General features: G+C 65.8%; 24 protein-coding genes. 13 read left to right on the top strand and 11 right to left on the bottom strand.

Annotated features, from left to right (window positions below; translation table 11 throughout):
- Positions 1 to 10: 10 nt before the first annotated feature.
- From ROP_RS22975 to ROP_RS22955, 5 genes are read left to right on the top strand one after another with little or no spacing between them, the layout of a single operon-like run.
- The gene (locus ROP_RS22975) at positions 11 to 298 is read left to right on the top strand and encodes a hypothetical protein (RefSeq protein WP_012691800.1); all 288 of its coding nucleotides are present in this window, start codon (positions 11 to 13) and stop codon (positions 296 to 298) included.
- On the top strand, positions 295 to 1608 hold the full coding sequence (locus ROP_RS22970) for an aromatic ring-hydroxylating oxygenase subunit alpha (protein WP_012691799.1): 1314 nt from the start codon (positions 295 to 297) through the stop codon (positions 1606 to 1608). Before ROP_RS22975 ends, ROP_RS22970 begins: the two co-directional genes overlap by 4 nt.
- A gap of 60 nt (positions 1609 to 1668) precedes the next feature.
- Positions 1669 to 2172 (top strand): aromatic-ring-hydroxylating dioxygenase subunit beta, encoded by a 504-nt coding sequence (locus ROP_RS22965; protein WP_012691798.1) that lies wholly within the window; start codon positions 1669 to 1671, stop codon positions 2170 to 2172.
- A gap of 30 nt (positions 2173 to 2202) precedes the next feature.
- A complete protein-coding gene (locus ROP_RS22960) occupies positions 2203 to 2538 on the top strand; it encodes a non-heme iron oxygenase ferredoxin subunit (protein WP_148222507.1) in 336 nt (111 codons plus the stop codon).
- A gap of 45 nt (positions 2539 to 2583) precedes the next feature.
- Positions 2584 to 3366: an SDR family NAD(P)-dependent oxidoreductase gene (locus ROP_RS22955; protein ID WP_012691796.1), complete on the top strand. Its 783-nt coding sequence runs from the start codon at positions 2584 to 2586 to the stop codon at positions 3364 to 3366.
- Between the two features lie 161 nt (positions 3367 to 3527).
- Here the strand turns inward: ROP_RS22955 and ROP_RS22950 are convergent, their stop codons facing one another.
- The 8 genes from ROP_RS22950 to ROP_RS22915 form a co-directional block, all read right to left on the bottom strand.
- A complete protein-coding gene (locus tag ROP_RS22950) occupies positions 3528 to 4487 on the bottom strand; it encodes an alcohol dehydrogenase catalytic domain-containing protein (protein ID WP_012691795.1) in 960 nt (319 codons plus the stop codon).
- A 45-nt stretch (positions 4488 to 4532) separates the two neighbouring features.
- A complete protein-coding gene (locus ROP_RS22945) occupies positions 4533 to 5279 on the bottom strand; it encodes an SDR family oxidoreductase (RefSeq protein ID WP_012691794.1) in 747 nt (248 codons plus the stop codon).
- A gap of 63 nt (positions 5280 to 5342) precedes the next feature.
- Positions 5343 to 5723 carry a nuclear transport factor 2 family protein gene (locus tag ROP_RS22940; protein ID WP_043825179.1) on the bottom strand — a complete coding sequence of 127 codons (381 nt, stop codon included), beginning with the start codon at positions 5721 to 5723 and terminating at the stop codon, positions 5343 to 5345.
- Between the two features lie 160 nt (positions 5724 to 5883).
- Positions 5884 to 6099, bottom strand: a complete 216-nt coding sequence (locus ROP_RS44295) for a hypothetical protein (RefSeq protein WP_231868970.1) — start codon at positions 6097 to 6099, stop codon at positions 5884 to 5886.
- 324 nt (positions 6100 to 6423) lie between these two features.
- The gene (locus ROP_RS22930) at positions 6424 to 7587 is read right to left on the bottom strand and encodes an acyl-CoA dehydrogenase family protein (RefSeq protein ID WP_012691790.1); all 1164 of its coding nucleotides are present in this window, start codon (positions 7585 to 7587) and stop codon (positions 6424 to 6426) included.
- A 137-nt stretch (positions 7588 to 7724) separates the two neighbouring features.
- Positions 7725 to 8366 carry a 3,4-dihydroxy-2-butanone-4-phosphate synthase gene (locus tag ROP_RS22925; protein ID WP_012691789.1) on the bottom strand — a complete coding sequence of 214 codons (642 nt, stop codon included), beginning with the start codon at positions 8364 to 8366 and terminating at the stop codon, positions 7725 to 7727.
- A gap of 56 nt (positions 8367 to 8422) precedes the next feature.
- Positions 8423 to 8920 (bottom strand): flavin reductase family protein, encoded by a 498-nt coding sequence (locus ROP_RS22920; protein ID WP_012691788.1) that lies wholly within the window; start codon positions 8918 to 8920, stop codon positions 8423 to 8425.
- Between the two features lie 148 nt (positions 8921 to 9068).
- Positions 9069 to 10349 (bottom strand): PucR family transcriptional regulator, encoded by a 1281-nt coding sequence (locus ROP_RS22915; RefSeq protein ID WP_012691787.1) that lies wholly within the window; start codon positions 10347 to 10349, stop codon positions 9069 to 9071.
- A gap of 302 nt (positions 10350 to 10651) precedes the next feature.
- Between ROP_RS22915 and ROP_RS22910 the strand changes: the two genes are divergently transcribed.
- From ROP_RS22910 to ROP_RS22880, 7 genes are all read left to right on the top strand, one after another.
- Positions 10652 to 11224, top strand: coding sequence for a VOC family protein (locus tag ROP_RS22910; protein ID WP_012691786.1), 573 nt, complete (start codon positions 10652 to 10654; stop codon positions 11222 to 11224).
- A gap of 56 nt (positions 11225 to 11280) precedes the next feature.
- Entirely contained in the window at positions 11281 to 12171 is an 891-nt protein-coding gene (locus ROP_RS22905; RefSeq protein ID WP_012691785.1) for a fumarylacetoacetate hydrolase family protein, read from the top strand.
- A complete protein-coding gene (locus ROP_RS22900; RefSeq protein ID WP_012691784.1) occupies positions 12164 to 13930 on the top strand; it encodes an FAD-dependent oxidoreductase in 1767 nt (588 codons plus the stop codon). The genes ROP_RS22905 and ROP_RS22900 overlap by 8 nt, the downstream gene beginning before the upstream one ends.
- 86 nt (positions 13931 to 14016) lie before the next feature.
- Complete coding sequence (locus tag ROP_RS22895; RefSeq protein WP_012691783.1) at positions 14017 to 16026, top strand: acetoacetate--CoA ligase; 2010 nt, start codon at positions 14017 to 14019, stop codon at positions 16024 to 16026.
- Between the two features lie 70 nt (positions 16027 to 16096).
- Positions 16097 to 17017, top strand: coding sequence for an LLM class flavin-dependent oxidoreductase (locus ROP_RS22890; RefSeq protein ID WP_012691782.1), 921 nt, complete (start codon positions 16097 to 16099; stop codon positions 17015 to 17017).
- Positions 17018 to 17022: 5 nt separating this feature from the next.
- Positions 17023 to 18342, top strand: a complete 1320-nt coding sequence (locus ROP_RS22885) for a PucR family transcriptional regulator (protein WP_012691781.1) — start codon at positions 17023 to 17025, stop codon at positions 18340 to 18342.
- Positions 18339 to 19049 (top strand): SDR family NAD(P)-dependent oxidoreductase, encoded by a 711-nt coding sequence (locus tag ROP_RS22880; RefSeq protein ID WP_012691780.1) that lies wholly within the window; start codon positions 18339 to 18341, stop codon positions 19047 to 19049. Before ROP_RS22885 ends, ROP_RS22880 begins: the two co-directional genes overlap by 4 nt.
- Before the next feature lie 16 nt (positions 19050 to 19065).
- Here the strand turns inward: ROP_RS22880 and ROP_RS22875 are convergent, their stop codons facing one another.
- The gene (locus ROP_RS22875) at positions 19066 to 19851 is read right to left on the bottom strand and encodes an SDR family NAD(P)-dependent oxidoreductase (protein WP_043825177.1); all 786 of its coding nucleotides are present in this window, start codon (positions 19849 to 19851) and stop codon (positions 19066 to 19068) included.
- Between the two features lie 123 nt (positions 19852 to 19974).
- Here ROP_RS22875 and ROP_RS22870 point away from each other — a divergent pair, with 123 nt between their 5' ends.
- Positions 19975 to 21021: a phosphotransferase family protein gene (locus ROP_RS22870; RefSeq protein ID WP_012691778.1), complete on the top strand. Its 1047-nt coding sequence runs from the start codon at positions 19975 to 19977 to the stop codon at positions 21019 to 21021.
- Here ROP_RS22870 and ROP_RS22865 read toward each other — a convergent pair.
- Together ROP_RS22865 and ROP_RS22860 are read right to left on the bottom strand one after the other, a co-directional pair.
- Complete coding sequence (locus ROP_RS22865) at positions 20984 to 22015, bottom strand: NADPH:quinone oxidoreductase family protein (protein ID WP_012691777.1); 1032 nt, start codon at positions 22013 to 22015, stop codon at positions 20984 to 20986. The genes ROP_RS22870 and ROP_RS22865 overlap by 38 nt on opposite strands.
- A 20-nt stretch (positions 22016 to 22035) precedes the next feature.
- Complete coding sequence (locus ROP_RS22860) at positions 22036 to 22488, bottom strand: MaoC family dehydratase (RefSeq protein WP_012691776.1); 453 nt, start codon at positions 22486 to 22488, stop codon at positions 22036 to 22038.
- Positions 22489 to 22494 lie beyond the last annotated feature (6 nt).

Genomic DNA, 22494 nt, shown 5'->3' with positions numbered 1-22494 from the left:
GAAGGCAATCATGCGTCAGATCCAGCATTTCAAAGGCGGCCCGGACAAGATCCTTCACATCGAGACCGAGGGCTGCAAGGTCAACGTGATCATCGGGACCCACGACCTGAGCAACGAGGTCTTCACGACCGTCGAGATCCTGCCCGCCGAACCCGACGACGACGGAAGAAACTGGATGGCAATCGGTCCCACCGCCGTTCTGGTCGTTCCTGCCACCGGCTCCGATCCCGACAGTTGGCTCTTCCGAGACCTCGCCGCCGCCAACCCGACACCTCATCAGAATGGATCATCCTCATGACCGCAGAGCAATTCATCATCGACGACCGCGAGAACAACCTCTTCCGGGTCAACCGTGAAGCCTTCACCTCCGAAGACGTGTTGCAGCGCGAGCGTAAGGAAATCTTCGGAAAGACCTGGCTCTACGTCGGACACGAGTCCGAGATTCCCGGCAAGAACGACTTCCAGACCCGGGACGTCGGCGGCCGGCCGGTGATCTTCAACCGCGACCGCCACGGTGACGTGCGGGTGCTGCTCAACACCTGTCTGCACCGCGGGTCGTCCGTCTGCCGGCACAGCTCCGGCAACGCCAAGATCTTCACCTGCTTCTACCACGGCTGGGCGTACCGGAATTCGGGCGAACTCGTGAACGTGCCCGGCAACGAGGACTATAAGAGCGAGCCGGCGGCCGTGTACAAGGGTTTGCAGTCCCCGGCACAGGTGGACTCCTACCGCGGGCTCTACTTCGTGAACTTCGATCCCGACGCACCGGATCTGCTGACGTTCCTCGGTGAAGCCCGCTACTTCATCGATCTGGCAGCCGATCAGTCCCCCGAGGGCGTCGCCATCCTGGAGGGAACGCACAAGTATTCGCTGAAGGCCAACTGGAAGCTCCTCGTGGAGAACAGCATCGACGGATACCACGCCAAGTCCGTTCACCACACCCATTTCGAGATGATGATGGAGCTCGGCGCCACACCCCCGATGCTCGGTAAGGACACCGTCAACGGTATCGCGCCGGCCGGTATGGGCACCGAGTTCCCGAACGGGCATGCCACACTGATGTATCCGGCCAACGGGCTCCCGCTGGCAACCGACAGTGTCAAGCAGACCCTCGCCGGCCTGCGAGCACAGGCAGAGCAGGCCTTCGGTGAGAACTACGCCAACGCGATGTTCGGCCTCGCACGAAACTCGGTGTTCTTTCCCAGTCTCATTCTGATCGACCTCAGTTTCGGGTTGACGCTGCGCACGTTCTATCCGGTCAGCGCTTCGGAAACCCTCGTCACCGGCTGGCAGATCATCCCCAAGGGTGTCGACGAGGAGTTCGTCAAATATCGCATCGACAATGCGCTCACGTTCTGGGGGCCGGCGGGGCTCGCAACCCCGGACGACGTCGAGGCGCTCGAGCAGGCGCAGAAGGGGTTCGGCGCACGCGGCGAGGTCGGCTGGTCCGACGTGTCGAAGGGAATGGGCAAGCCGGTCCCGGCCGCCAACGACGAACTGCAGATGCGGTCGTGGTGGCGGGAATGGAACAGGCGCATCACCGGAGAACAGCTCCCCACCGAGGGGACATCTTTCGTCCCGTTCGACAAGCAGGGTGTCGATGCCTGACCTCGCTGGATCACTCCGAATCATCCACATCGCAGCTCGTCATCTCAGAAGGACATCCCTATGACTTCCGTGTCGGAGACACCGTCCATCACCACTCGTAGTGCAATCGAGGAGTTCCTGTTCCACGAAGCCGGCCTGATAGATCGATGGCGGCTAGAGGAGTGGCTGGACCTGTTCACACTCGATTGCACGTACGAAGTGCCCGCCACGGACCATCCGGACGCAGACCCCGGTCTCACCTGGTCGCTCATCCACGACGGTCGGACCATGCTCGAACAGCGCGTGATCCGGCTCAAGAAGCCGGAAGCGCACGCGGAGTTCCCGCATTCCCAGACGAGCCGGATCGTCGGCAACGTGCAGATTCTCGACGAAACCGACGAATCGATCTCCGTCACCGCCAATTTCATCATCCACCGGGCAAAGGCCGGCAAGTTCGACACGTACGTCGGCCGATACGAGTACGAGCTCGTCCCCCGGAACTCGTCGTTCCTGATCCGTCGAAAGCGTGCCGTTCTGGCTCACGACATGCTCGATCCCCAGGGCAAGATCAGCTTCATCATCTGAACGCATCCGCGCTCTACGAGAGGTCCGACCATGGCACCAGAAATGTCCACCGAAGCACTGATCTTCGCGTGCAACCAGGACGATCTGACCGACGGTGCAAACCTTCGGTTGGACGCTGATGGCGGGATCGCCGTCTTTCGCGTCGACGGCGAGTTCTTCGCCACGTCCGACTCCTGCAGTCACGAGAAGTGGTCGCTGGGCGAGGAGGGCGAACTCGAGGGGCACGAGGTGCTCTGCACACTCCACATGGCCCGCTTCGACGTCCGCACCGGAGCGCCACTGTGCTTTCCCGCCGTGCTCGCATTGAAGAAGTACCGCACTGTCGTCACCGACGGTCGGGTGTACGTAGCGCCGAACGAAGACTGAACACCCTCGCGTCCAGCGCATTCCATCGGAAGGTAGTACCACTACATGAACAGGTTCAAAGGCCGGACCGTGGTTGTCACCGGGGCCGGGAGCGGCATCGGCCGCGCCATCGCCGTGCGACTGGCGGACGAGGGCGCCGATCTCGTCCTCGGAGACCTCAGTGCGGACGCGGTGGAGGCGGTCGCCGAACACCTCCGGCCCGGCAACGCGGCGTCGGTGACCGACGTCGTCGGAGACCTCTCGCGACGAGAGGACGCCGCCGACCTCATCCGACGGGCGGTCACCGACCGCGGCGCGGTCGACGTGCTCGTGAACTGCGCGGGCGGCGGTGTCATCCTTCCGACGTTCGATCACACCGAGGAGACGCTGCGGGCCACCATCGACCGCAATCTCTGGACGACCCTGTACACCACGCTCGAAGCACTTCCCCACATGGTCGACGCCGGGTACGGCCGGATCGTCCACATCGGTGCGGAATCCGTGCGCAACGGGCTGTACCGTCACGCGATCTACAACGCCGCGAAGGGCGGAGTCCATGCGTTCGGAACCGGGCTCGCGCGGGAGTTCGCGGATTCGGGAATCACCGTGAACACGGTCGCCCCCGCGTGGATCGAGACACCGGAGGCTGCGGCCAAATTGGCGTCCGCTGCCCCTGAGGTGAAAGAGGACATGGCGGTCTTCGGCGCCCAGATGCGCAACCTCATCCCGATGGATCGACCGGGAACCGTCGAGGAGGTCGCTGCCGCGGTTGCCTTCGTCGCTTCCGAAGAAGCGTCCTACGTGACCGGTCAGGTGATCAGCGTGAACGGTGGCAGTTCGATGATGTGACCCGCGAGACGACGTCGAGGCGACGGAACTCCGCCACCTCGACGTCGTGGTCTCGAACGTCTACAGCGTTTCGACCAGCCCGCCGTCCGCCGGCAGGGTCACGGCGTGAATGAAGTCGGCATCGTCGCTGACGAGGAACCTCTGGGCCCGCACTCCGGCTCTCAGTCGAACAGTGCGACGAGCCGCTGCCCACCGACTTCACTGCGGGCCAACTGCTCCAGGCCGGAACCGATGTCAGCGAAACCGATCGACTTCGTCGAGATCGTCAGATCTCCGGACGAAATGAACTTCAAGACCTCGACCGTGTCGGCGGGCGTTCCCCCGATCGACCCCCGCAACTCCACCTCTTTCATGGTCAGAAGATGCGTGTTGATGGTTGCTTCCGACCGTCCGAGGCCGACCTGGACGACGCGTCCACCATTGTTGACAACCTCGATTGCACCGGCAGTTGTCGTGCCGAATCCTGCGAAGTCGACAATCAGGTCGAGTTCGAACTCGGCAAGTTCCTTGACATCGCCGACAACCTGCTTGACGCCGCGTTCGATTCCGGCCGCGTGGACGCGAGGATTGATCTCAGCTGCGTACACCTCACCGCCGCCGAGCACTGCCAACCGCGCGGCAGTCATCCCGAGTCCGCCGAGGCCGATGATCCCCACCTTCGTTCCGGGTCTCAGTCCACCACGAACGAATACCGCGTGGTATGAAGTCATCCCGGCGTCGGTTGCCGCGGCCGCCTGTTCGAAGGGAACCTCGTCTGGAAGGGCGATGATCTCACTTGCAGGCGCCAGAGTCTTTTCGGCGTACGCGCCGTGGCGGCCGACTCCGATGTTCTTCTGTCCGAGAACTCCGCTCTTCCCGTCTCCCATGGCGCTGACTGCGACACGCTTGCCGACCGAAACGTTGTCGACCCCGTCGCCGACGGCGGAGACGATTCCGGCGGCTTCATGACCGAGGATGATGGGAGTGAAGCCGAGGATCTCAGCCATCGTCCCGTCTGTGATGCCGACGTCCGTGTGACAGAGACCGGCCGCCGCAAGATCGACGACGACCTCGCCGTGACCCGGGTGGGATCGGGGACATCGACAAGCTCGATCGGCGACCCGACACCGTTGAATACCCACGCTTTCACGTTGAACTCCTTGACTTCTGGCTCGTGGCCGATGCTGCTACTTGATCAGGAAGCCTGCATCGACCGGCAATGCAATTCCTGTGACGTACCGGGACTCGTCCGAGGCGAGGTAGAGAACGGCGTTGCTGATGTCGATCGGATCGACCCACGGGATGGGAAGAACGTTCGCGGCGCGGTAATTGGAATCAGGCTTCTCTGCGTCGGCACGGCTCGGGTGCTCGAGATGGGGCATGAAGAGCTTCATGACGGTCTCGTTCTGGATCATCGGAGTGTCGACGTTGGTCGGAAGCACCGAATTGACTCGGATGAATTGCGGTCCGAGTTCGAGTGCCAGTGACTTCATCAATCCCAGGACACCGTGTTTGGCAGCGACATAGTGACCGAGGTTCTGCACGCCGGCCGCTCCGGCGGCGGATGAAGTCAGAACGATGGACCCTCCGCGTCCACCCGCCACGATGTGCGGAACTGCAGCGTTCACCGTGTGAAACACCCCGGTCAGGTCGATATCGATCACGTCCTGCCAAGTTTGTTCGGGCAGACCGACGATCGGCCCGGTCGACGCGATCCCGGCGTTCGCGGAGACGATGTCGAGTCGTCCGAGTTCGGCGACGCCTTCGGCCACGGCGCTCTCGAGTGCAGAACGAGGTTGTCGGGTCCCGAGCAGTCCTCCCGACGTCGGCAGACAGTCGCGGGCGCTGAGACGCTCACGTTTCCCGGCTGAGCGATAGCTGCCCGGTGCCCGCTGAGTCGATGTCGGTGTTGAGGCCGATCCCGGCCGGCGCAAGATGTGCAGTGTGTGGCTCGACGAGGAGCAGACACCCGGACGCAGGGGTCTGCTGTGGACGGTCTATTGCGTGGTGCCAGAGACAACGGGGCTGGGGTCCATGAAGATCAGGTATTCGGTCACTTGGTTCTGCTCGACGCGGGTGCGCGTCACGGCCGGGAGTGTGAAGGATTCACCGTTCAGCAAGGTATAGGTCACCTCCACCCGGAGGGCGGCCACGTTGCCTTCCGACCATTCTTCGACGATCTCGTGGCGCATCGCCGCCACCGAGGTCAGGTACTGCGCTACCCAGGATTGAATCGCGTTCTTGCCGATGACGGAGACGTTGTTGCCCATGCGGAAGACGCAGTCGTCGGAAAAGAATTCGAAGAATGCTGCGATGTCGGAGTCGGCGGCTTGGAGAAGTTTGCGGGTGGTCTCGACCTCGGTTGTAACTGTGGTCATCGCGGACTCTCTTTCTCTGTTGATGTGACGTATGGGGCCCGGCAGTGCGGGGTCGATCTGAATACGAGACGGGCACGACCTGAAGAGCGTCTGCAGCACTCAGGCCCAGTGCACAGTCTCGGTGGGGTCGAGTCCGGGGAGACGCTCGAACCACGGATTCTCACCGGGGTGTCCGGATGTTGACGACGAGGATGGATCTCCAGGTTGTTCCGGAGAAAAATACGGTGTCCATTCCTGCGGAGTCGAAGCCAGTCATCGGACCGGCCGCCACGCCCGCGGCACGGATGACGAGAATGAAGTACCCCGCCGGAAGATCCGCGTTGAAGCCGCCGGTTCGCTCCCGCAGCGCGTCGTTGGCGGCGAAGATCTCACGCATCTGCGGCCGGATCGGCAGCAGTCGGTGAAGTTTCTCGTGAAACGCGCTGTCTACCACAAAATAGCGGTGACGGGAGCTGATGTCGTCTTCGCGCGGTTACCCTCGTCCGGGTGCTCGAGCAGTCTGCGTCGGCCGTCGTCGCTGCGCACGAACTGCACGCGCATCGGTTGGGAGTTCGCGCCCCGTGAACAGTAGGTGTTTGGCTGCGTCGTCGAGAAATTCGAACGTCGGGTTACTGCGCACCGCTGTTGTCTCCTCTGGATTGTTGGGGTCGATGCCGATTCACCCGGTGATCGGCTCGGATGCGGTGGCTGCAACAGTTCGTCAGAGGAGCGGATCGGACACGGGCAGGTCGAGGGTGAACCGGCCGATCGTCTCCGAGGCCGTGTCGATGTCGAGGAAGGCGTGCACCGACAGGACGGACAGGTCGCGGAAGAACCGCTGGATTGGTGCGGAGTTCCGGTACCCGTCGCCACCGATGCCGCGAACCATGTCGTTGAGGGCGTTACGGGCCAGGTCTGCCAGATAGGCTGCCTTCAGCTTCATTTCGGCACGATCGCGGGGATCGGACTGCTCGGGTCGCTGCGCGGTGAGGCGCTCGAAGAAGGCGTCGAGGAGTGATTCGGCTGCGTCCGCGGCGGCCAGCGTCCGACCGAGCCGCATCTGGGCGGCCTGCTTACCGGAGGCCTTCTCCTGACTGATGGTTCCCAGACGATTCCGGGTGCGCTGAACGAACGCGTCCGCCGCGCCCCGCAGTGCACCGACGACCACAGGGGTAACCTCGGCCATCGCGAACGGCAGGAACGGCAGGTGGTACATGGGGTTGGGGTGGATCAGCTGTCCGGGTGCGGTACCGGCGAGGGCGAGGGCGAACGGTCCGGTGCGGTAGTCCGGGACGAACACGTCGTCGACACTGACGTCATTGCTGCCGGTTCCGGACATGCCGGCTATGTACCAGGTGTCGAGGATCTTGACATCCTCGCGGGGCACGAGGAACCACACTGGGGTGGGGGCACTGCCCTCCTCGAACACGACTCCGGCGAAGGTGAACCATTCGGCGTGCACCGAGCCGGAGTTCCATGCCGTCTGCCCGGTGATGCGATAGCCGCCGTCGACCTTCTGCACCTGCCCGAGAGGGGCGGCGGTGCCGGCAGTGAGGGTGTAGGGCTTGTCGGCGAACACTTCTCGTTGCGCCTGTTCGGTGAAGATGTTCACCCGCCAGGCCGCTCCGATGTAGAAGGAGGTGACCCATCCGGTCGACGGGCAGGCCGCGCTGATGGTGCGGACGATCTCGGCGGCGACGTCGAGTCCGAGTTCAAGTCCGCCGTAGGCCTTCGGCGTCAAGGTGGCCAGGATTCCCGAGTCGATGAGGTCGGTGATCGTCTCGTCGAGGGGAGCACGATTCTCCTCGGTCTTCTGGGCACGTTCGGCGAAGGCTGGTGCCAGGGCGTGCACTCGGTCCATGAGCTCGGTGCGGGTGATGTCCATTGTTTCCTCCGGTGTGGGTGGGTGACTGTTTCGTGTGGCCGGGGTGCGCACAGCTCAGCGCAGGCGAGGACCGCGCCGGTGGTGTGGGGGGTGCTGGTGAGTTTGGGCGTGCGGGTCGCTGCGGCCTCGCGGAGGGTTCAGTGGACGTCGTTCTCCAGGTCCGGACCGGCGACCAGTGTGAGCCCGTAGCGGTCGGCAAGGTTCTCGGCATCGTCTCGATCGCCGACACTGGTTGGGTCGGCGATGCCGTCGAGGTCGGCGAACACCGCGCCCGAGTACTGGGTTGCCGCCGCGTCGGTGAGCGCGAGGGCAAGGGAGGCAGCGGTCAGACGCGCTCGAAACTCCGCTGGTGTCACGCGAACCGGGACCAGGTGCCCGGGCCTGGCGAGGTCGTCGGCCACCGTAGTCGGGTCGGCGAGGGTTCGGGCGGTGTGTGCCCGGTCGGCGCCAGAAATCCCGGTGGTAATACCGGCAGCGGCGTCGACGGTGACACATTGGCCATGACCGAGGGTGGACATGGTTCGAAGCGTGGGTGTCGCTTCGGGCAGAATGAGACGGTCACAGATCCGTTCGTGCAGCGCCACCTGCAGAAATCCCGTGGTGTGGCGGATCAGGAAGGCCATCTGCTCGGTGGTCGTGGCACCGGCACACCCGACGAGCACGACGCGGCGGTGATGGCTGAGAACAATCAGCTCGCCGTCGGCGAGGGTGCGACTACCGGCGGCGATCGTCGACCATGCCCGTTGGCGCGAGGCGTGAAGCGGGAACGAGATCGTCATGGCGTGATTCCTTGCTGCGCGGTTGAACTGGTCGCGGACTGATCGAGTGGTTGGGGCTACACGGATTCGAGCGCCGAGTGCGTGCCGAAGACGCGACGGTGGTAGGTAAGCGGATCGCTGTAGTGGTTTTCCGCCGCGACGACGTGGCCGAGAACGACCACGTGGTCTCCGCCCTCGACGAGCTGGTCGACGTGACAAGCGATCCACCCGGCGGCGCCTGCGATACGGGGGAGGTCGTGGTCGAGGTCCCACTGCACGCCGTGGAACTTGCCTACTCCGCCCTTCTTCGCGAACTTCAACGCGGTGCCGTGTTGGTTGCTAGCCAACACATTCAAACCGAACTTTCTCGATGCCGTGATGAGTTCGAGCGTCTCGGATCCCTTGTCCAAGGAAACCAGGACCATCGGAGGTGTCATCGACAGGGAGGTGAAGGCGCTGACGGTGGTGCCGAAGGGCAGGCCGCCGTCCATGGCGGTCACCACGGCGACCGGAGTCGCCACGTGCGCCATCACATCCTTGAACGCTTCCTGGACAGGACTCGAGGGAATGTGCATCGGAGACTTCCTTCTGTCGACTGTGTCCTACGCCACAAGTAGAGCGCATGAGTTGCCTGGTTCGCACTACTGCAGAACCCAGGGTTCTCGCCGGGTTTTGGTCTCTGAACCAATTAGGTGGCGGGCCCTCCCTACCGACCGACGACCGCTACCACTGAGCGATGGCGGCGCCTCGAAGCCAGTCGTGGACCCTGAGTGCGGCACGGAGGTTGGTCGTCGATTCTCCAGGAGGATGCTCACACAGGCTCAGCGCCTTCTGAACGCGGTAGGTGACGGTGTTCTTGGAAATATGCTCGGCAGCAGCCACTTTTGCCAGACTGTGATCCATGTCGAGATAGCGGACGAGGGTGGATCGCAGATCGGCCATTCGTGAGTCGTCGGCGGCGAGGGGGCCCAGCAGACGACTGGCGAATCCGGCAGCGGCATCCGGTTCGGCGAGGAGGAGCACTTCGAGGGCGACGTCTTCGTGTGCGCACGTGACGTGTGGCAGATCCGCGCGAAGACGCACTATCCGCTCCACCGCCAGGGCCTCCACGTGGCTGCGCCGGAACCCGTCCACTCCGGATCCCGGCTGACCGACGACCACGGTGATGTCACAGAAATCCGGCAACGGTTCTCGTGGGACGTCACCCTGCTCCGGCGCGACGGCCCCCCACGCCCAGATGGTCTGGAGTCCCACGGGAATCACCAGCGTCGCTGTAGAGATGCCCCAGTGCCGCAGTACAGGGTCGACGATGCTTCGCAGGTCATGACGCGAATGCGGCCCGCTCCACGCGATGATCGCCACGTGGTGCCCGCCGAGCGGATATCCCAGTACCTCGTATGCGCGAGAAAGGTCGACGGGTTCGGCTTCGATGATCTTCTTGACGAAGTCGAATCGAGCGGCGGAGACACCGGCCGCCCACGCGCTCTGCTCCTCGAGAAAGGTGGTGGCAGCGACGCCGGTGAATTTGTCCAGAACCTCGAAAAGCAGCACCGAGACCCGTCGCAACTCAGCGCTGCTCTCCGTCGGTGGAATCAGTCGGAGAGCCGCGTCGAGGAGGGCGGCCGCGAGAACGGCGTATCCGACCCGGATCGAGCCGAGAAGGTCGTTGAGCTCCAGACCGCGGCGCGCGAAGTCGGCCGCGACCTCCTCGACCTCGGCGCTCGCCAGGGAGGCGTCCGGCTCACCGAGGCCGGCGACCAGCGTCAGAGCCCGGAGCGTGGTCGACGTCGTCGCCCGGCGCACGGCGGCGAGCTGTGAGGCGCCTTCCCGAAGGACAGGCATCTCCCGCGAGATCGTGGAAGCGATATCTTCGCCGACCTCGACGGCCCAGGTCACAGCACCGTCGCCAAGGCTCGAGCGGATGCGATCCGCATCGAGACTGAGCCACTCGTGCTCGGATTGCCGGGGGCGGGTCCCCTCGAGTTCGTGAGTCCAGTGCGGCACTCGGCATCCTTCCACTCCGCCCCCCGGTCCCCGCGATACCGCCCTGTTGGGCTCTAGCCCAAATTACCCCGAAGTTCCTGGTCCTCAGCCAGTAGCAACACCTGCCGTAATCGAATGAAATTGTGACATCGATTCGTGACGGGCACCACAACGTCGGCATCCTCGGATCCGGCGTCGCCATGAGGCTCTTCACAGACGTCTCGGTCGCCGGCTAGGCACACCCGACGCTCGAGGGTGCGCCGGCCCGACCTCATCTATCCCTTCGCGGTTCCCGACTGCGAGCGGAGTCAAAGGAGCCAACGATGACCGCTACCCCCAAGTTCGCGCACGTCGTACTGCAGACCAGCCGGTTCGAGGAAATGCGCGACTGGTACTGCACGGTGCTGGACGCACATGTGGTCTACGAGGGACACGGCCTGTGCTTCATCACCTTCGATGAAGAACACCACCGCGTCGCATTGCTGGGAGCGCCGGTTCAGCTCGAGCCGAGGAATCCGGGTGCGGCGGGGATGCACCACACCGCCTACACCTTCGATACCCTCGACGACCTTCTCGATCGGTACGACTCGCTCAAGGAGAAGGGGATCGAGCCGAAGGTGCCGATCCAGCACGGGGTGACGACGTCGCTGTACTACCAGGACCCTGACGGCAACTTCGTCGAGTTGCAGATCGACAACTTCACCACCCCCGACGAGGCGACGGCCTACATGAACGGCCCCGAATACGGCAACAACCCGGTCGGGGTGTCGTTCGTACCCGAACTGATGCGGGAAGCCCTCGTGAAAGGCACACCGATCTCCGAGATCACCACCCACTCCTGGGCGTTGCAGACCAGCCCGGACCTCCCCGACCCGATGGCGGCGTTGACCAGCTGATCTTGCCCGTGCTCGGCCCGGCAGAAGCACCTCACTCTCACCGAAGGACACCTTTCATGCGTGTGGCAAACCAATCCGGCCGGCTCCAGATCGTGGCAGATGGGGTCGCCGTCGACGTCGAGCAGGCCAGCGGGTGCCGGTTCTCGCCGGACCCGCAGCACATCTTCGACCGGTGGGACGAGTTCACCGCATGGGCGGCCACGGTGGACTTCACCGGCGGGGTGCCGGTGGTCGAGTCGGAGCTGGGCGCTCCGGTGCCGCGGCCCGGCCAGATCTTCGCCGTCGGAGTGAACTATGCCGACCACGTCGAGGAATCCGGCCTGACGCTGCCCGATGCTCCGTTCGTGTTCACGAAGTTCCCCGCGTCGATCGCCGGTCCCTACGACATCATCGAACACCCGGGCGGGTCAGTCGATTTCGAGGTCGAACTCGTGGCGGTAATCGGCAAGGAGGCCCGCAACGTCCCCGTCTCGCAGGGCTGGGACCACGTTGCCGGGCTCACCCTCGGCCAGGATCTCTCCGAGCGGGACCTGCAGCTGTCCGGTCCGCCGCCGCAGCAGTTCAACCTCGGCAAGTCGTTCGCCGGTTTCGCCCCGATCGGGCCGGTGCTCGTGACCCCCGACGAATTCGGCGATCGTGATGACATCGAGGTCAGCACAATCCTGTCGGGCGAGGTGATGCAGAACTCGCGCACCCGGCATCTGATCTTCCCGATCCCGGTTCTCGTGGCCTACCTGTCGTCGATCCTCCCGTTGCGGCCCGGCGACCTGATCTTCACCGGTACCCCCTCGGGTATCGGCTTCACCCGCGATCCGAAACGGCTCATCGGCGTCGACGACGAACTCGTCAGCCGCGCCGAGGGTATCGGCGAGATGCGGCACCGCTTCACCGCCACGGATCGCCCGCACCCTCTCACCACTGCCTCCAGGAGCACCAACCATGTCTGACATCACCGTCCCCGTACTCGTCGTCGGCGGAGGCGGGTGTGGCCTGACCACCTCGATCCTCCTCTCCGAGCACGGCATCGAGCACCATCTCATCGAGCGGCACACCGGCACCTCGCACCTGCCGAAGGCGCACTACCTCAACCAGCGGACGATGGAGGTGCTGCGCCAGGTCGGTGTCGCGGACTCGATCTACGCGGTCGGCACTCCACCGAAGAACATGGGCAAGACGAGGTGGGTCACCTCGCTCGGCGGTGACGGCGAACTCGACGGCCGCACGCTCTTCACGCTCGAATCATTCGGCGGCGGACGGCTCGAGAGCGACTACGCAGTCGACAGTCCGTGCCCGTCCAGCAACTATCCGCAGATCCGGCTCGAGGTGCTGTTGCGCGAGCACGCCGAGAAGCGGGCGCCGGATTCGATTCACTTCGGCCGCGAACTCGTCTCGTTCGAGCAGGACGAGGACGGTGTCCACGCCGTCATTCTCAACCGGGAGACGCAGGAGACCTACACCGTTCACGCCCAGTACCTGGTCGCCGCCGACGGCGGCAAGACCGTCGGACCCGAACTCGGTGTGACGATGGAGGGCCCCACCGGGATCCTCGACATGGTCAGCACCCACTTCACCGCCGACCTGTCCCAGTGGTGGGAGGACGACGTCCTGATCACCTGGCTGCTCAACCCCGAGGGCGCCGGATCCTGGAACAGCGGCGCCATGGCCGCCATGGGCCCCACGTGGGGCAAGCACTCGGAAGAATTCGTCCTGCACTTCACCTTCCGCCCCGACGACCCGGCCCGATTCGACGAAGAAGCCATCGTTCCGCGACTCCGGGAACTGCTGAAGCTGCCCGACCTCGAACTCGAGGTGCACAAGGTCAGCCACTGGATCCTCGAAGGGGTGCTCGCCGACAAGTACCAGGTCGGCCGGATCTTCCTCGCCGGCGACGCAGCCCACCGACACCCGCCCACCACCGGTCTGGGTCTGAACACCGCCATCCAGGACGCCCACAACCTGGCCTGGAAGCTGGCCGCGGTGATCAAGGGTGACGCCGCCCCCGCCCTGCTCGACACCTACGAGCCCGAACGCCGCCTCGTCGGCATGCGCAACGTCGACTGGGCCATGTTCACCTTCCTCAACCACATGGTCGTCGACGCCGGCCTCGGCCTGATCCCCGGCCAGCCCCTCGAGGCCCAGGTCCAGGTGTTCCGGGACTACTTCTCCGACACCCCGATGGGTGAGACCCGCCGGGCCCGTGCGGCCGAGGTGATCAGTACCCAGCGCACCGAATTCCAGGCCCACGACCTCGAGATCGGGTTCGCCTACCGGGACGGGGCGCTCGTCCCGGACGGCACCGAGGCACCGCCGCGCGACCCGATGGGGCACAACTACCACCCCACCACGCGCCCCGGGCACCGCCTGCCCCACGCCTGGCTCGAGCACGAGGGCCGGCAGATCTCCACTCACGACCTGACTGAGAACAACGCGCACTTCGTGCTCATCACCGCCGCGGACGGTGCCGCGTGGTCCGACGCCGCCCGGTTGGCGAACGACAAGTTCGGTATTCAGATCAAGGTCGCCCAGATCGGCGCCGGCGCCGACTACACCGACCCCACCGGCCGCTGGAGTGAACTCCGCCAGATCGACGACACCGGGGCGATCCTGGTCCGCCCGGACAACCACGTCGCCTGGCGCGCCGCCGGCGCCGCCGCCGACCCCGCAGACGAGCTCACCCGGGCCCTCGGCACCGTGCTCGCACGCTGACACCACCGCACGAAACCCTCCCGCCACGGGCAGACCACGACACCACCTCTGCCCGTGGCGAGGGAGCCGGAAAGGACGCACCAACAATGACCGCGCCAGGACGTGAAGTGTTGTGGACCCCACCACCCGAGCGGGTCTTCGCCTCGAACATGAGCCGGTACCAACGCTGGCTCGCGGCCGAGAAGAACGTCGCCACCACCGACTTCGACTCTCTGTGGTGCTGGTCGATCAGCGACCTCGAGAAGTTCTGGCTCTCGATCTGGGAGTACTTCGACGTCATCGCCTCGGCGCCACCGCACACGGTGCTCGCCGACCCCCAGATGCCCGGCGCCCGGTGGTTCCCCGGCACCCGGCTGAATTGGGCCGAAAACCTGCTCCGCCATACCGACCAGGCCGGGCCCGCGATCATTTCGGTCGACGAAACCGGCACCACCGGGGAACTCTCGCGGGCCGAGCTGGTTGCGCAGGTCGCCAACCTTGCCGCGCACTTCCGGAACATCGGCGTGCGGCCCGGAGACCGGATCGCGGCGATGCTGCCGAACATCGCGCCCACCGTCGTCGCGGTGCTGGCCGCGGCCAGCGTCGGGGCGGTGTGGTCGTGTTGCGCACCAGATTTCGGTGTCAAAGGTATGGTCGACCGGTTCGCGCAGATCGAGCCGACCGTGCTGATCGGGGTGGACGGCTACCAGTTCAACGGCAAACGCGTCGACCGCCGGGACGTCTTCTCCGCCCTGCTGGACCAGCTGCCGACCGTGCGGCACGCCATCGTCGTCGACAACCTCGGTCTCCCATTCGATGGGGACCGCCTGCACAGTGTCGCCGATTATGCGGACCTGGTCGTCGGCGACGCCCGACCGGAGTACGAGCAGGTGCCGTTCGATCATCCGCTGTGGATCGTCTACAGCTCCGGCACCACCGGGATGCCGAAGGGCATCGTCCACTCGCACGGCGGCATCCTGCTCGAAGCCCTCAAGGCCAACGCGCTGCATTACGACCTCGGTCCCACGGACCGAGTGTTCATCGCCGCGAGCACCGCCTGGGTGGTGTGGAACATGCTCGTCGACGTCCTCGCGGTCGGCGCCACGCTGATCACGTACGACGGCAGCCCCACCTACGGGCGACCCGACCACCAGTTCGAGATCTGCGCCCACTACGGGGCAACACGATTCGGCACCGGCGCGGCCTATCTGACGTTGTGCGAGAAGGCCGGCACCCAACCCGGTACCGACTTCGACCTGACGAGGTTGCGGTCGATCATGTCCACCGGCTCCCCGCTACCGGACACCACCTGGCGGTGGATCTACGACGCGGTCAGCAACGATGTTCATTTGGGCTCGGACAGTGGTGGCACCGACGTCGCCACCGGATTCATCGGAGCCAACCCGCTGAGTCCGGTCCGCACCGGCGAACTTCAGGGCCCCTACCTGGGCGTCGACGTGCAGGCTTGGGACGAGAACGGCCGGTCCGTGATCGGTGAGGTCGGGGAAATGGTGATCGTCGCGCCGATGCCGTCGATGCCGATCTACTTCTGGAACGACCCCGACGGCAGCCGCTACCGGGACGCCTATTTCGAGACCTACCCCGGAGTGTGGCGGCACGGAGACTGGATCACCATCGACGCAAACGGCGCTTGCGAGGTCCATGGGCGATCGGACTCGACGATCAACCGTGGAGGTGTCCGGATGGGGTCGGCCGACATCTATCAAGCAGTCGAAGCCCTCCCCGAGATCGCCGAGGCCCTCGTAATCGGCGCCGAACTACCCAACGGCGGCTATCACATGCCGCTGTTCGTGGTCCTGCGCGACGGACATGACCTCGACGACGCTCTCGTGGAGAAGATTCGCACCACGATCCGTCGTGAGACCTCTCCCCGGCATGTCCCTGACGCGATTTTCGACGTCCCCGCAGTTCCCACCACCCGCACCGGGAAGCGCCTGGAGATTCCCGTCAAGAAGCTGATCCAGGGCGTTGCCCCGGAGACCGCGATCAACCGGGCCACCGTCGCCGACACGGCGGCCCTCGACTGGTACATCGACTATGCCGAACGCTTTCGCCGCAACAACGCGACATCGGCGGGCACGATCGGGGAGCGATAGCCGGGTCCGCCCTTGCCACGGACCGGGTGAAAAGTTTATGGTCAGTCCATTCGCATGAGAGGAGATCAGCGTGTCGATCAGAGTGGGATTGTCGGTCACCGACGCACTCCTTGTGCCGAAACCCGCAGATCGGCGACTTCTCCTCGATTCCGCGGCAGAGGCGGGGATCGACCACATCACCGTCGGTGACCACATCAGCTTCCACGGCGGTACCGGGTTCGACGGCATGGTGTCGGCGACGTCCGTGCTGTCGGCCCACGACACGCTGTCGGTGATCATCGGTGTCTACCTGCTCGGCCTGCGACATCCGATGCTCGCTGCGCGCCAGATAGCGACGCTGTCGCAGATCGCGCCCGGCCGGTTGGTCCTCGGCGCCGGTGTAGGCGGCGAGGACCGCTCCGAGATCTCGAACAGCGGGGTCGACCCCAGCACCCGCGGGCGTCGCCTCGACGAGACCCTCGACGTGTTGCGCGCCGTCCTCACCGGCGAGGAGGTGACGCATCACGGCGAGTTCTTCACCCTCGACCGCGCGCGCATCCTGCCGGCGCCCCAACCGCAGGTCCCGATCCTGATCGGCGGCCGCGGCGAATCCGCCATCCGACGCACCGCCCGCTACGGCGACGGCTGGCTCGGCATCTTCTGCACACCGCGGCGCTTCGCCGAGACGCGTACCGCGATTCTCGACGCTGCGGCGAAGGAGAACCGTGCTCCGGATTCGTTCGGTGTCAACGTCTGGTGTGGCCTCGACACCGATGCCGAGACCGCAGATCGTCTGGTCGGCGAGAAGATGCAGGCGCTGTACCAGTTGCCGCGCGAGAAGTTCCGACATCTCGCACCCGCCGGCACCCCCGAGCAGGTGGCCGAGTGGCTGAACTCGTTCGTCGAGGCAGGCGCCGACAACATCACCCTGGTCCCGGCAACCACGTCGATGGAATCGGCCATCGAGCACACGGCCTCGGTCCGCGCGCTGCTCCTCGACCATCACCGCTGACGGCAATGTCCACCGCAGACGAGGGGACCGGCCGTAAGCATCTGCCGCTGAGCGTGTTCGACGAACTTCTCGACGACGCTGCCGTCGCGGTCGACTGCCTGTCCGCAATCGTCCGGGTCTGCTCGGAGGCCACCGGAAAGGCGGTGACCCTGTTCGATCGCAAGGGCCACATCGTCGCATCGACCCGGCCCGAGGCGGCCAGGCAGACCGCGTTCCCACCACTCGGCGACATCGTGCGCGGGCAGCCGACCCCGACCGGCGCGGACCCCGTCCTCATCGCTGCCGAACTGGGCACCGGGTTGTCGCGGCGCAAGATACTCAGCGCGATCGTCGAACGCGGTGAACACCTCGGATGGCTCGTCGTCGACGAGCAACCCACGCCGTTCGTTCCCACGGACGAGTACGTGACCCACCGCTGCGCCCGCCGCATCGGGGCACAGTTCCTCACCCAGCGTCGCATCACGCGGGTCGCCTGGAACGCCCGGTCGAATCTCGCCCGCCAACTTGTTCGCGGCTCCGGAGCCTGGGCCGATCTCGCGGCCGGCGCCGAATACCTCGGCGTGAACGTCCACGCCCACCGCGCCCTGGTGTATGTCCGCGAACCCGAGGGAGCGCCCGACGATCTGGACCGCACCCTCGCCGAGTACACCGAGCGGGCACTCGGCCTGGAGGTGCTGTCGACGCGCGGGTCGGAGGGAATCCTCCTGCTCATCGAGGCACCCGCGCAGGTCGCATCGCCGACCGTCGTCCGGCGCATCACCGCGACTCTCGAGGCCGCGGTCACCGAACTGAGCCCGACGGGCGGGCTGATCGCCGGGGTGTCGTCCGTGTACGAACCCGATTCGTTCGTCCGCGCCTACCGGGAGGCCCGGGAGGTCGTGCGCTGCATCGACCGTTTCACCGACGGAACCGGCCACCGCGTTCTCGCCGTCGACGATCTGGGACCCGCCCGGCTGTTCCTGGCGAACGGCGAGGTGTCGGCTATTCGGCACTTCATCGATGACATGCTCGGCCCCCTCCTCGACGACGATGTCGCGTCGGCCGAACTGATTCGCACACTGGCCGTCTGGTTCGAGGAGAATCGTGGCATGCGCCGCACCGCCACCAGGCTGGGCGTGCACGAGAACACGGTCCGTCTCCGGTTGTCGCGGGTGCACACCCTCACCGGTCTCGACGTCACCGGCGACGCGACCCATCAACTGAGCATCCACACCGCACTACTCGTCCTTCGGCTACGCGACCATCCGGCACTCCACGCCGAAAGCCGTTGCGCCGATGCGAAGGACGATACCGCGTCGCTCACCGACGAACGGAGAACCGCATGACCGACCCTCGCCGCCGGAAGGCACTGGTGACCGGTGCCGCACGCGAGGGCGGGATCGGCAAGGCCATCGTCGCCCGGCTCGAGGCCGACGGGATGGAGGTCGTCACTCTCGACCGTTCACCTGGCTGCACGTATCAGGCCGACATGTCCACCGACGCGTTGCCGCCTTTCGACGACATCGACATCTACGTCGCCAACGCCGGGCTGACTACGATGTTCGGTGCCGCACACAGCTTGTCGATCGACAAGTGGCGGAAGGACCTCGACGTCAACCTCACCGGGACGTTCCGGGTTCTCCAGCAGTGCCTGCCGGGGATGCGCGAACGGCGGTACGGTCGCGTGGTCGTCATCTCCAGTACCGCAGGCACGCAGGGCATGCCGGCCCAGGTCTCCTACAGCACCACGAAGGCCGGCCTGCTCGGTCTGGTCAAGACCGTTGCCGCCGAGAACGTCGCCCTGGGCATCACCGCCAACGCCGTCCTACCCGGAATGACCGCCAGTTCCGGAATCCTGTCGATGCCGCAGGATATCCAGGACGCCTGGCTTGCCTCGATGCCCAACGGCTTCGTCGACCCGGCCGACATCGCGGACGCCGTCGCGTTCTTCTCCTCCCCCACCGCCCGCAGTGTCACCGGCCAGTTCCTCACCGTCGACGCCGGCGACGGCCTGAACACCCGCACGGTCACGTCCTCGGTGGCGCAGCGCTGACGGCGCCCGCGCGCACTCAGTTCACCAGCACGCCCCCGTCGACGGGGAGACTCACCCCGGTCAGATACGCGGACGCGTCGCCCGCCAGGAACACCACGACCGCGGCGATGTCTTCGGGGTCGCCGATGCGTCCGAGGGGAATCTTGGCATCGATGATCTTACGCTTGTAGTTCTCGCTGTAGTGGGCGGTCGCCTCCGACGGAAAGACCCCCGGCAGAATGGCATTGACGCGAATTCCGCTCGGCCCGAGTTGTGCGGCGAGGTCGCGGGTCAGGCCGAGGACGGCCGCCTTGCTCGCGCTGTATGCGGCGGCGGGCATCTTCGCGGTCGTGAGCGCCATGACGCTGGAGACGTTCACGATCGAACTACCCGCCCCCATCACCCGCGCGCACGCCTGGATCATCCAGTAGGAGCCGTGCAGGTTGACATCGACGACGGACCGGAAGTGGTCGGGCGGATCCTGCGTCACGTGGTGGTACTCGCCGCCGGTGCCCGCATTGTTGACGAGGACGTCCACCTTCCCGAATGCGTCGATGGCGGCATCGACGAGCCGATTGCACTGATCCATCTGCGTCACATCGGTCTCCACCGCCACCACGCGGGGGTTGTACTGCCGCACCTGCTCCGCGGTCGCGGCCAGTTTGTCGCCGCGCCGGGCACCGAGGACGACGTCCGCGCCCGCCTGCGCCAGCGCGAATGCGTAGGCCACGCCGAGTCCGGATGATGCTCCCGTCACGATCGCCACCTTCCCGCGCAAGGAGAATCGCTCCAGCATGTTTCGGTTATCGGCGGTATTCGACATAGGCAACCTCTATCACGCAGTCGGGCGGCAGCCGAAGCATCGAACCGAAGGCCACTGTGGGTTTCTTCAGCGGCAATTGCCTCCGTGATTGCGGTCTCGGCATACGGGCCCGATCGTGGACTCGTGACGGAATTCGACGTGAACACGCTGACCACACGGGCCACCGAGGCGGCAGGTCGCCAATGGCCGGGCTCCGCCGTGTCCGCGCCCTCGGCGCTGCCGGGTGGGGTGTCGAGCCTGACATACCGAGCCACTCTGGCGCGACCGGGCCTGCCCGACACCGGCATCGTCCTCAAGATGGCGCCGCCCGGGCTGGAACCGGTCCGGAACCGGGATGTGCTCCGCCAGGCGCGCATCATCCGTCTCCTCGACGGCGCACCCGGCGTCCGCGTGCCGTCGATTCTCTTCGAAGAGGACGGGACGGCCGAACGCCCGCCGCTCTTCGCCATGACTCTCGTCGACGGACAGTCCTACGAGCCGCTGCTCGATGTCGCCGATTCCCCGCCCGCCCCCGAGGCGATCGCCGTCCGCGCCCGGGCGGCCGCCCGGATGCTCGGCCGCATGCAGAACCTGGATCCCGTCGCACTCGGAATCGGCGACGAACCCGTCGTCACGGTGCCGGAGGAACTGGAGCGCTGGCGGCGCCTGCTGGACACCGTCGACGACGACATCGCACCCCGGCGCGCCGAACTCCATGCCGCCCTCGCGGAACGGATCCCGGCACCGGTCGCACCCACCCTGCTGCACGGCGACTACCGACTCGCGAACATGCTCTTCTCCGGCAAAGACCTCGCCGCGATCATCGACTGGGAAATCTGGTCGGTTGGCGACCCCCGCACCGACCTGGCGTGGTTGCTGATGCACACCGACCCCGTCCACCGATTCCGGCGGTCCCGTCCCGCGGCCGATGTCGAGGCCGGCACCGGGATGCCGTCCCGCCGTGAACTCCTGGATGCCTACCGTGCCGAGCGTGACGTCCCGGTACCCGACCTGGACTGGTTCCTCGCCTACTGCCACTACAAGACGGCGTCGACCCTCTCGGTCTTCGTCAAGCGCAACCGGAAACGCACCGATCCGGACCCGGCCCTGGTCGTCGCCGCCGACAGCCTCGCCGCGGTGATCGAGCGCGGCCTCACCGTCCTCGGGGCACCGGTGGCTCCTCGGCCGTGATGCCCCCGCGCGCCACCACCTCGACCACAACCTTCCCCGTCGCGGCGCGGTCGTCGAGCGCGCGCAGGGCGGTCGACGCCTGCTCGAGCGGGAACGTGGCCCCGACGTACGGCCGGATCCGCCCCTCGGCGGCGAGTCCCTCGACGGCGTCCCGGACCATCCGCAGCGTGCCCGGATACTCGGTTTCCATGTTGTCCATGGTGATTCCCGTGACGGTGAGGTTGCGGTGGAGGAGCCGGTTGACCTTCACCGTCGGGATCGAGCCTCCGGTGAATCCGACGACGACGAGCCGGCCGCCCTGCCGCAGGGAGCGGAGCGAGTCGGTGAACCTATCGCCGCCGACCGGGTCGATCACCACGTGGACGCCGCGGCCGTCGGTCAGGTCGCGGACGTCGTCGAGCCACGGCCCGTCCGACCGGACCACCGCGTGTGCACCGCATCGTCGGGCCACCGCGGCCTTCTCGTCGTTCGAGACCACGGCGATCGCCTTCGCGCCGAAGGTCTCGGCGAGGTCGAGTGCGGCGGTGCCCACCCCGCCCGCGGCGCCATGGACGAGGACGTACTCCCCCGGCTGAACCTGCGCTCGATGAAGTGCGTACCAGGCCGTCGAGTAATTCATGTACAGCGCAGCACCTTCCACGAACGACATCGTCGCCGGGAGCCTCACCGTGTAGTCGGGCAGAGCCAGGGCGCGGTCGGCGAGCGCTCCGTGCCACACGATTCCCCCGACCCTGTCGCCCGGCCGGAAGTCGGTGCCGGCCGGTGCCTCGACCACGACACCGGCGAATTCGCTGCCGCATACGTATGGTGTCGGCACGCCGTTCTGGTACTTGCCCCAGGTCTGCAACGGGTCGATGAACGACAGACCGGCGGCGTGCACGTCGACGAGCAGCCGCTGTCCGTCCGCGCGTGGGTGGGCGCCGACAGGTTCCGGCATTTCTGCCAAGGTGGCGGCCTCTGGGCCGGTCAGTTCCTCGACGACGACTGCGCGCATGGACGTCACTCTCCTCGTGTTCAGTGGAAGTAGGCCACGACCGCGTCCGCGACGCAGGCGGGCTTGTCGGAGCCCTCGATCTGGAAGGTCTGCCGAATCGTGAACCGGTATCCGCCGTCGATCGGCCGCGCATCCTGCAGTCGCGCCGTCATGCGGATCCGCGAACCGACCCGGACAGGATTCAGGAACCGCACCGAATCGAAGCCGTAGTTGAGGCCAAGCGAGTGCCCGTTCATCTCGAAGATCTCGTAGAGAAACTTCGGCCCGAGCGACAGCGTGTACATCCCGTGGGCGATGGTGCCGCCGAATCCGGCCTCCCGCCCCCGCTCGGGATCGAGGTGGATTCGCTCGAAGTCCTCGGTGTCGCGCGCGAACGCCGTGATGCGGTCCTGGGTCACGTCGTACCAGTCCGTGGTGCCGAGGTCGGTGCCGACCCTCGCGATCAACTCGTCGATCCCGTTCAGCTTCAGCATGTCCGC

Source organism: Rhodococcus opacus B4 (assembly GCF_000010805.1).
Taxonomy (GTDB): Bacteria; Actinomycetota; Actinomycetes; order Mycobacteriales; family Mycobacteriaceae; genus Rhodococcus_F; species Rhodococcus_F opacus_C.
The sequence above is the reverse complement of the archived record's forward strand: the minus strand, read 5'-3'. Positions and strand labels throughout refer to the sequence as shown.

Excerpts from the sequence above, each read along its gene's own strand:
- ROP_RS22975 (WP_012691800.1), top strand. The coding sequence starts at position 11 with ATGCGTCAGATCCAGCATTTCAAAGGCGGCCCGGACAAGATCCTTCAC.
- ROP_RS22970 (WP_012691799.1), top strand. The coding sequence starts at position 295 with ATGACCGCAGAGCAATTCATCATCGACGACCGCGAGAACAACCTCTTC.
- ROP_RS22965 (WP_012691798.1), top strand. The coding sequence starts at position 1,669 with ATGACTTCCGTGTCGGAGACACCGTCCATCACCACTCGTAGTGCAATC.
- ROP_RS22960 (WP_148222507.1), top strand. The coding sequence starts at position 2,203 with ATGGCACCAGAAATGTCCACCGAAGCACTGATCTTCGCGTGCAACCAG.
- ROP_RS22955 (WP_012691796.1), top strand. The coding sequence starts at position 2,584 with ATGAACAGGTTCAAAGGCCGGACCGTGGTTGTCACCGGGGCCGGGAGC.
- ROP_RS22940 (WP_043825179.1), bottom strand. The coding sequence starts at position 5,723 with ATGACCACAGTTACAACCGAGGTCGAGACCACCCGCAAACTTCTCCAA.
- ROP_RS44295 (WP_231868970.1), bottom strand. The coding sequence starts at position 6,099 with ATGCGTGAGATCTTCGCCGCCAACGACGCGCTGCGGGAGCGAACCGGC.
- ROP_RS22930 (WP_012691790.1), bottom strand. The coding sequence starts at position 7,587 with ATGGACATCACCCGCACCGAGCTCATGGACCGAGTGCACGCCCTGGCA.
- ROP_RS22925 (WP_012691789.1), bottom strand. The coding sequence starts at position 8,366 with ATGACGATCTCGTTCCCGCTTCACGCCTCGCGCCAACGGGCATGGTCG.
- ROP_RS22920 (WP_012691788.1), bottom strand. The coding sequence starts at position 8,920 with ATGCACATTCCCTCGAGTCCTGTCCAGGAAGCGTTCAAGGATGTGATG.
- ROP_RS22910 (WP_012691786.1), top strand. The coding sequence starts at position 10,652 with ATGACCGCTACCCCCAAGTTCGCGCACGTCGTACTGCAGACCAGCCGG.
- ROP_RS22905 (WP_012691785.1), top strand. The coding sequence starts at position 11,281 with ATGCGTGTGGCAAACCAATCCGGCCGGCTCCAGATCGTGGCAGATGGG.
- ROP_RS22900 (WP_012691784.1), top strand. The coding sequence starts at position 12,164 with ATGTCTGACATCACCGTCCCCGTACTCGTCGTCGGCGGAGGCGGGTGT.
- ROP_RS22895 (WP_012691783.1), top strand. The coding sequence starts at position 14,017 with ATGACCGCGCCAGGACGTGAAGTGTTGTGGACCCCACCACCCGAGCGG.
- ROP_RS22885 (WP_012691781.1), top strand. The coding sequence starts at position 17,023 with ATGTCCACCGCAGACGAGGGGACCGGCCGTAAGCATCTGCCGCTGAGC.
- ROP_RS22880 (WP_012691780.1), top strand. The coding sequence starts at position 18,339 with ATGACCGACCCTCGCCGCCGGAAGGCACTGGTGACCGGTGCCGCACGC.
- ROP_RS22875 (WP_043825177.1), bottom strand. The coding sequence starts at position 19,851 with ATGTCGAATACCGCCGATAACCGAAACATGCTGGAGCGATTCTCCTTG.
- ROP_RS22865 (WP_012691777.1), bottom strand. The coding sequence starts at position 22,015 with ATGCGCGCAGTCGTCGTCGAGGAACTGACCGGCCCAGAGGCCGCCACC.
- ROP_RS22860 (WP_012691776.1), bottom strand. The coding sequence starts at position 22,488 with ATGCTGAAGCTGAACGGGATCGACGAGTTGATCGCGAGGGTCGGCACC.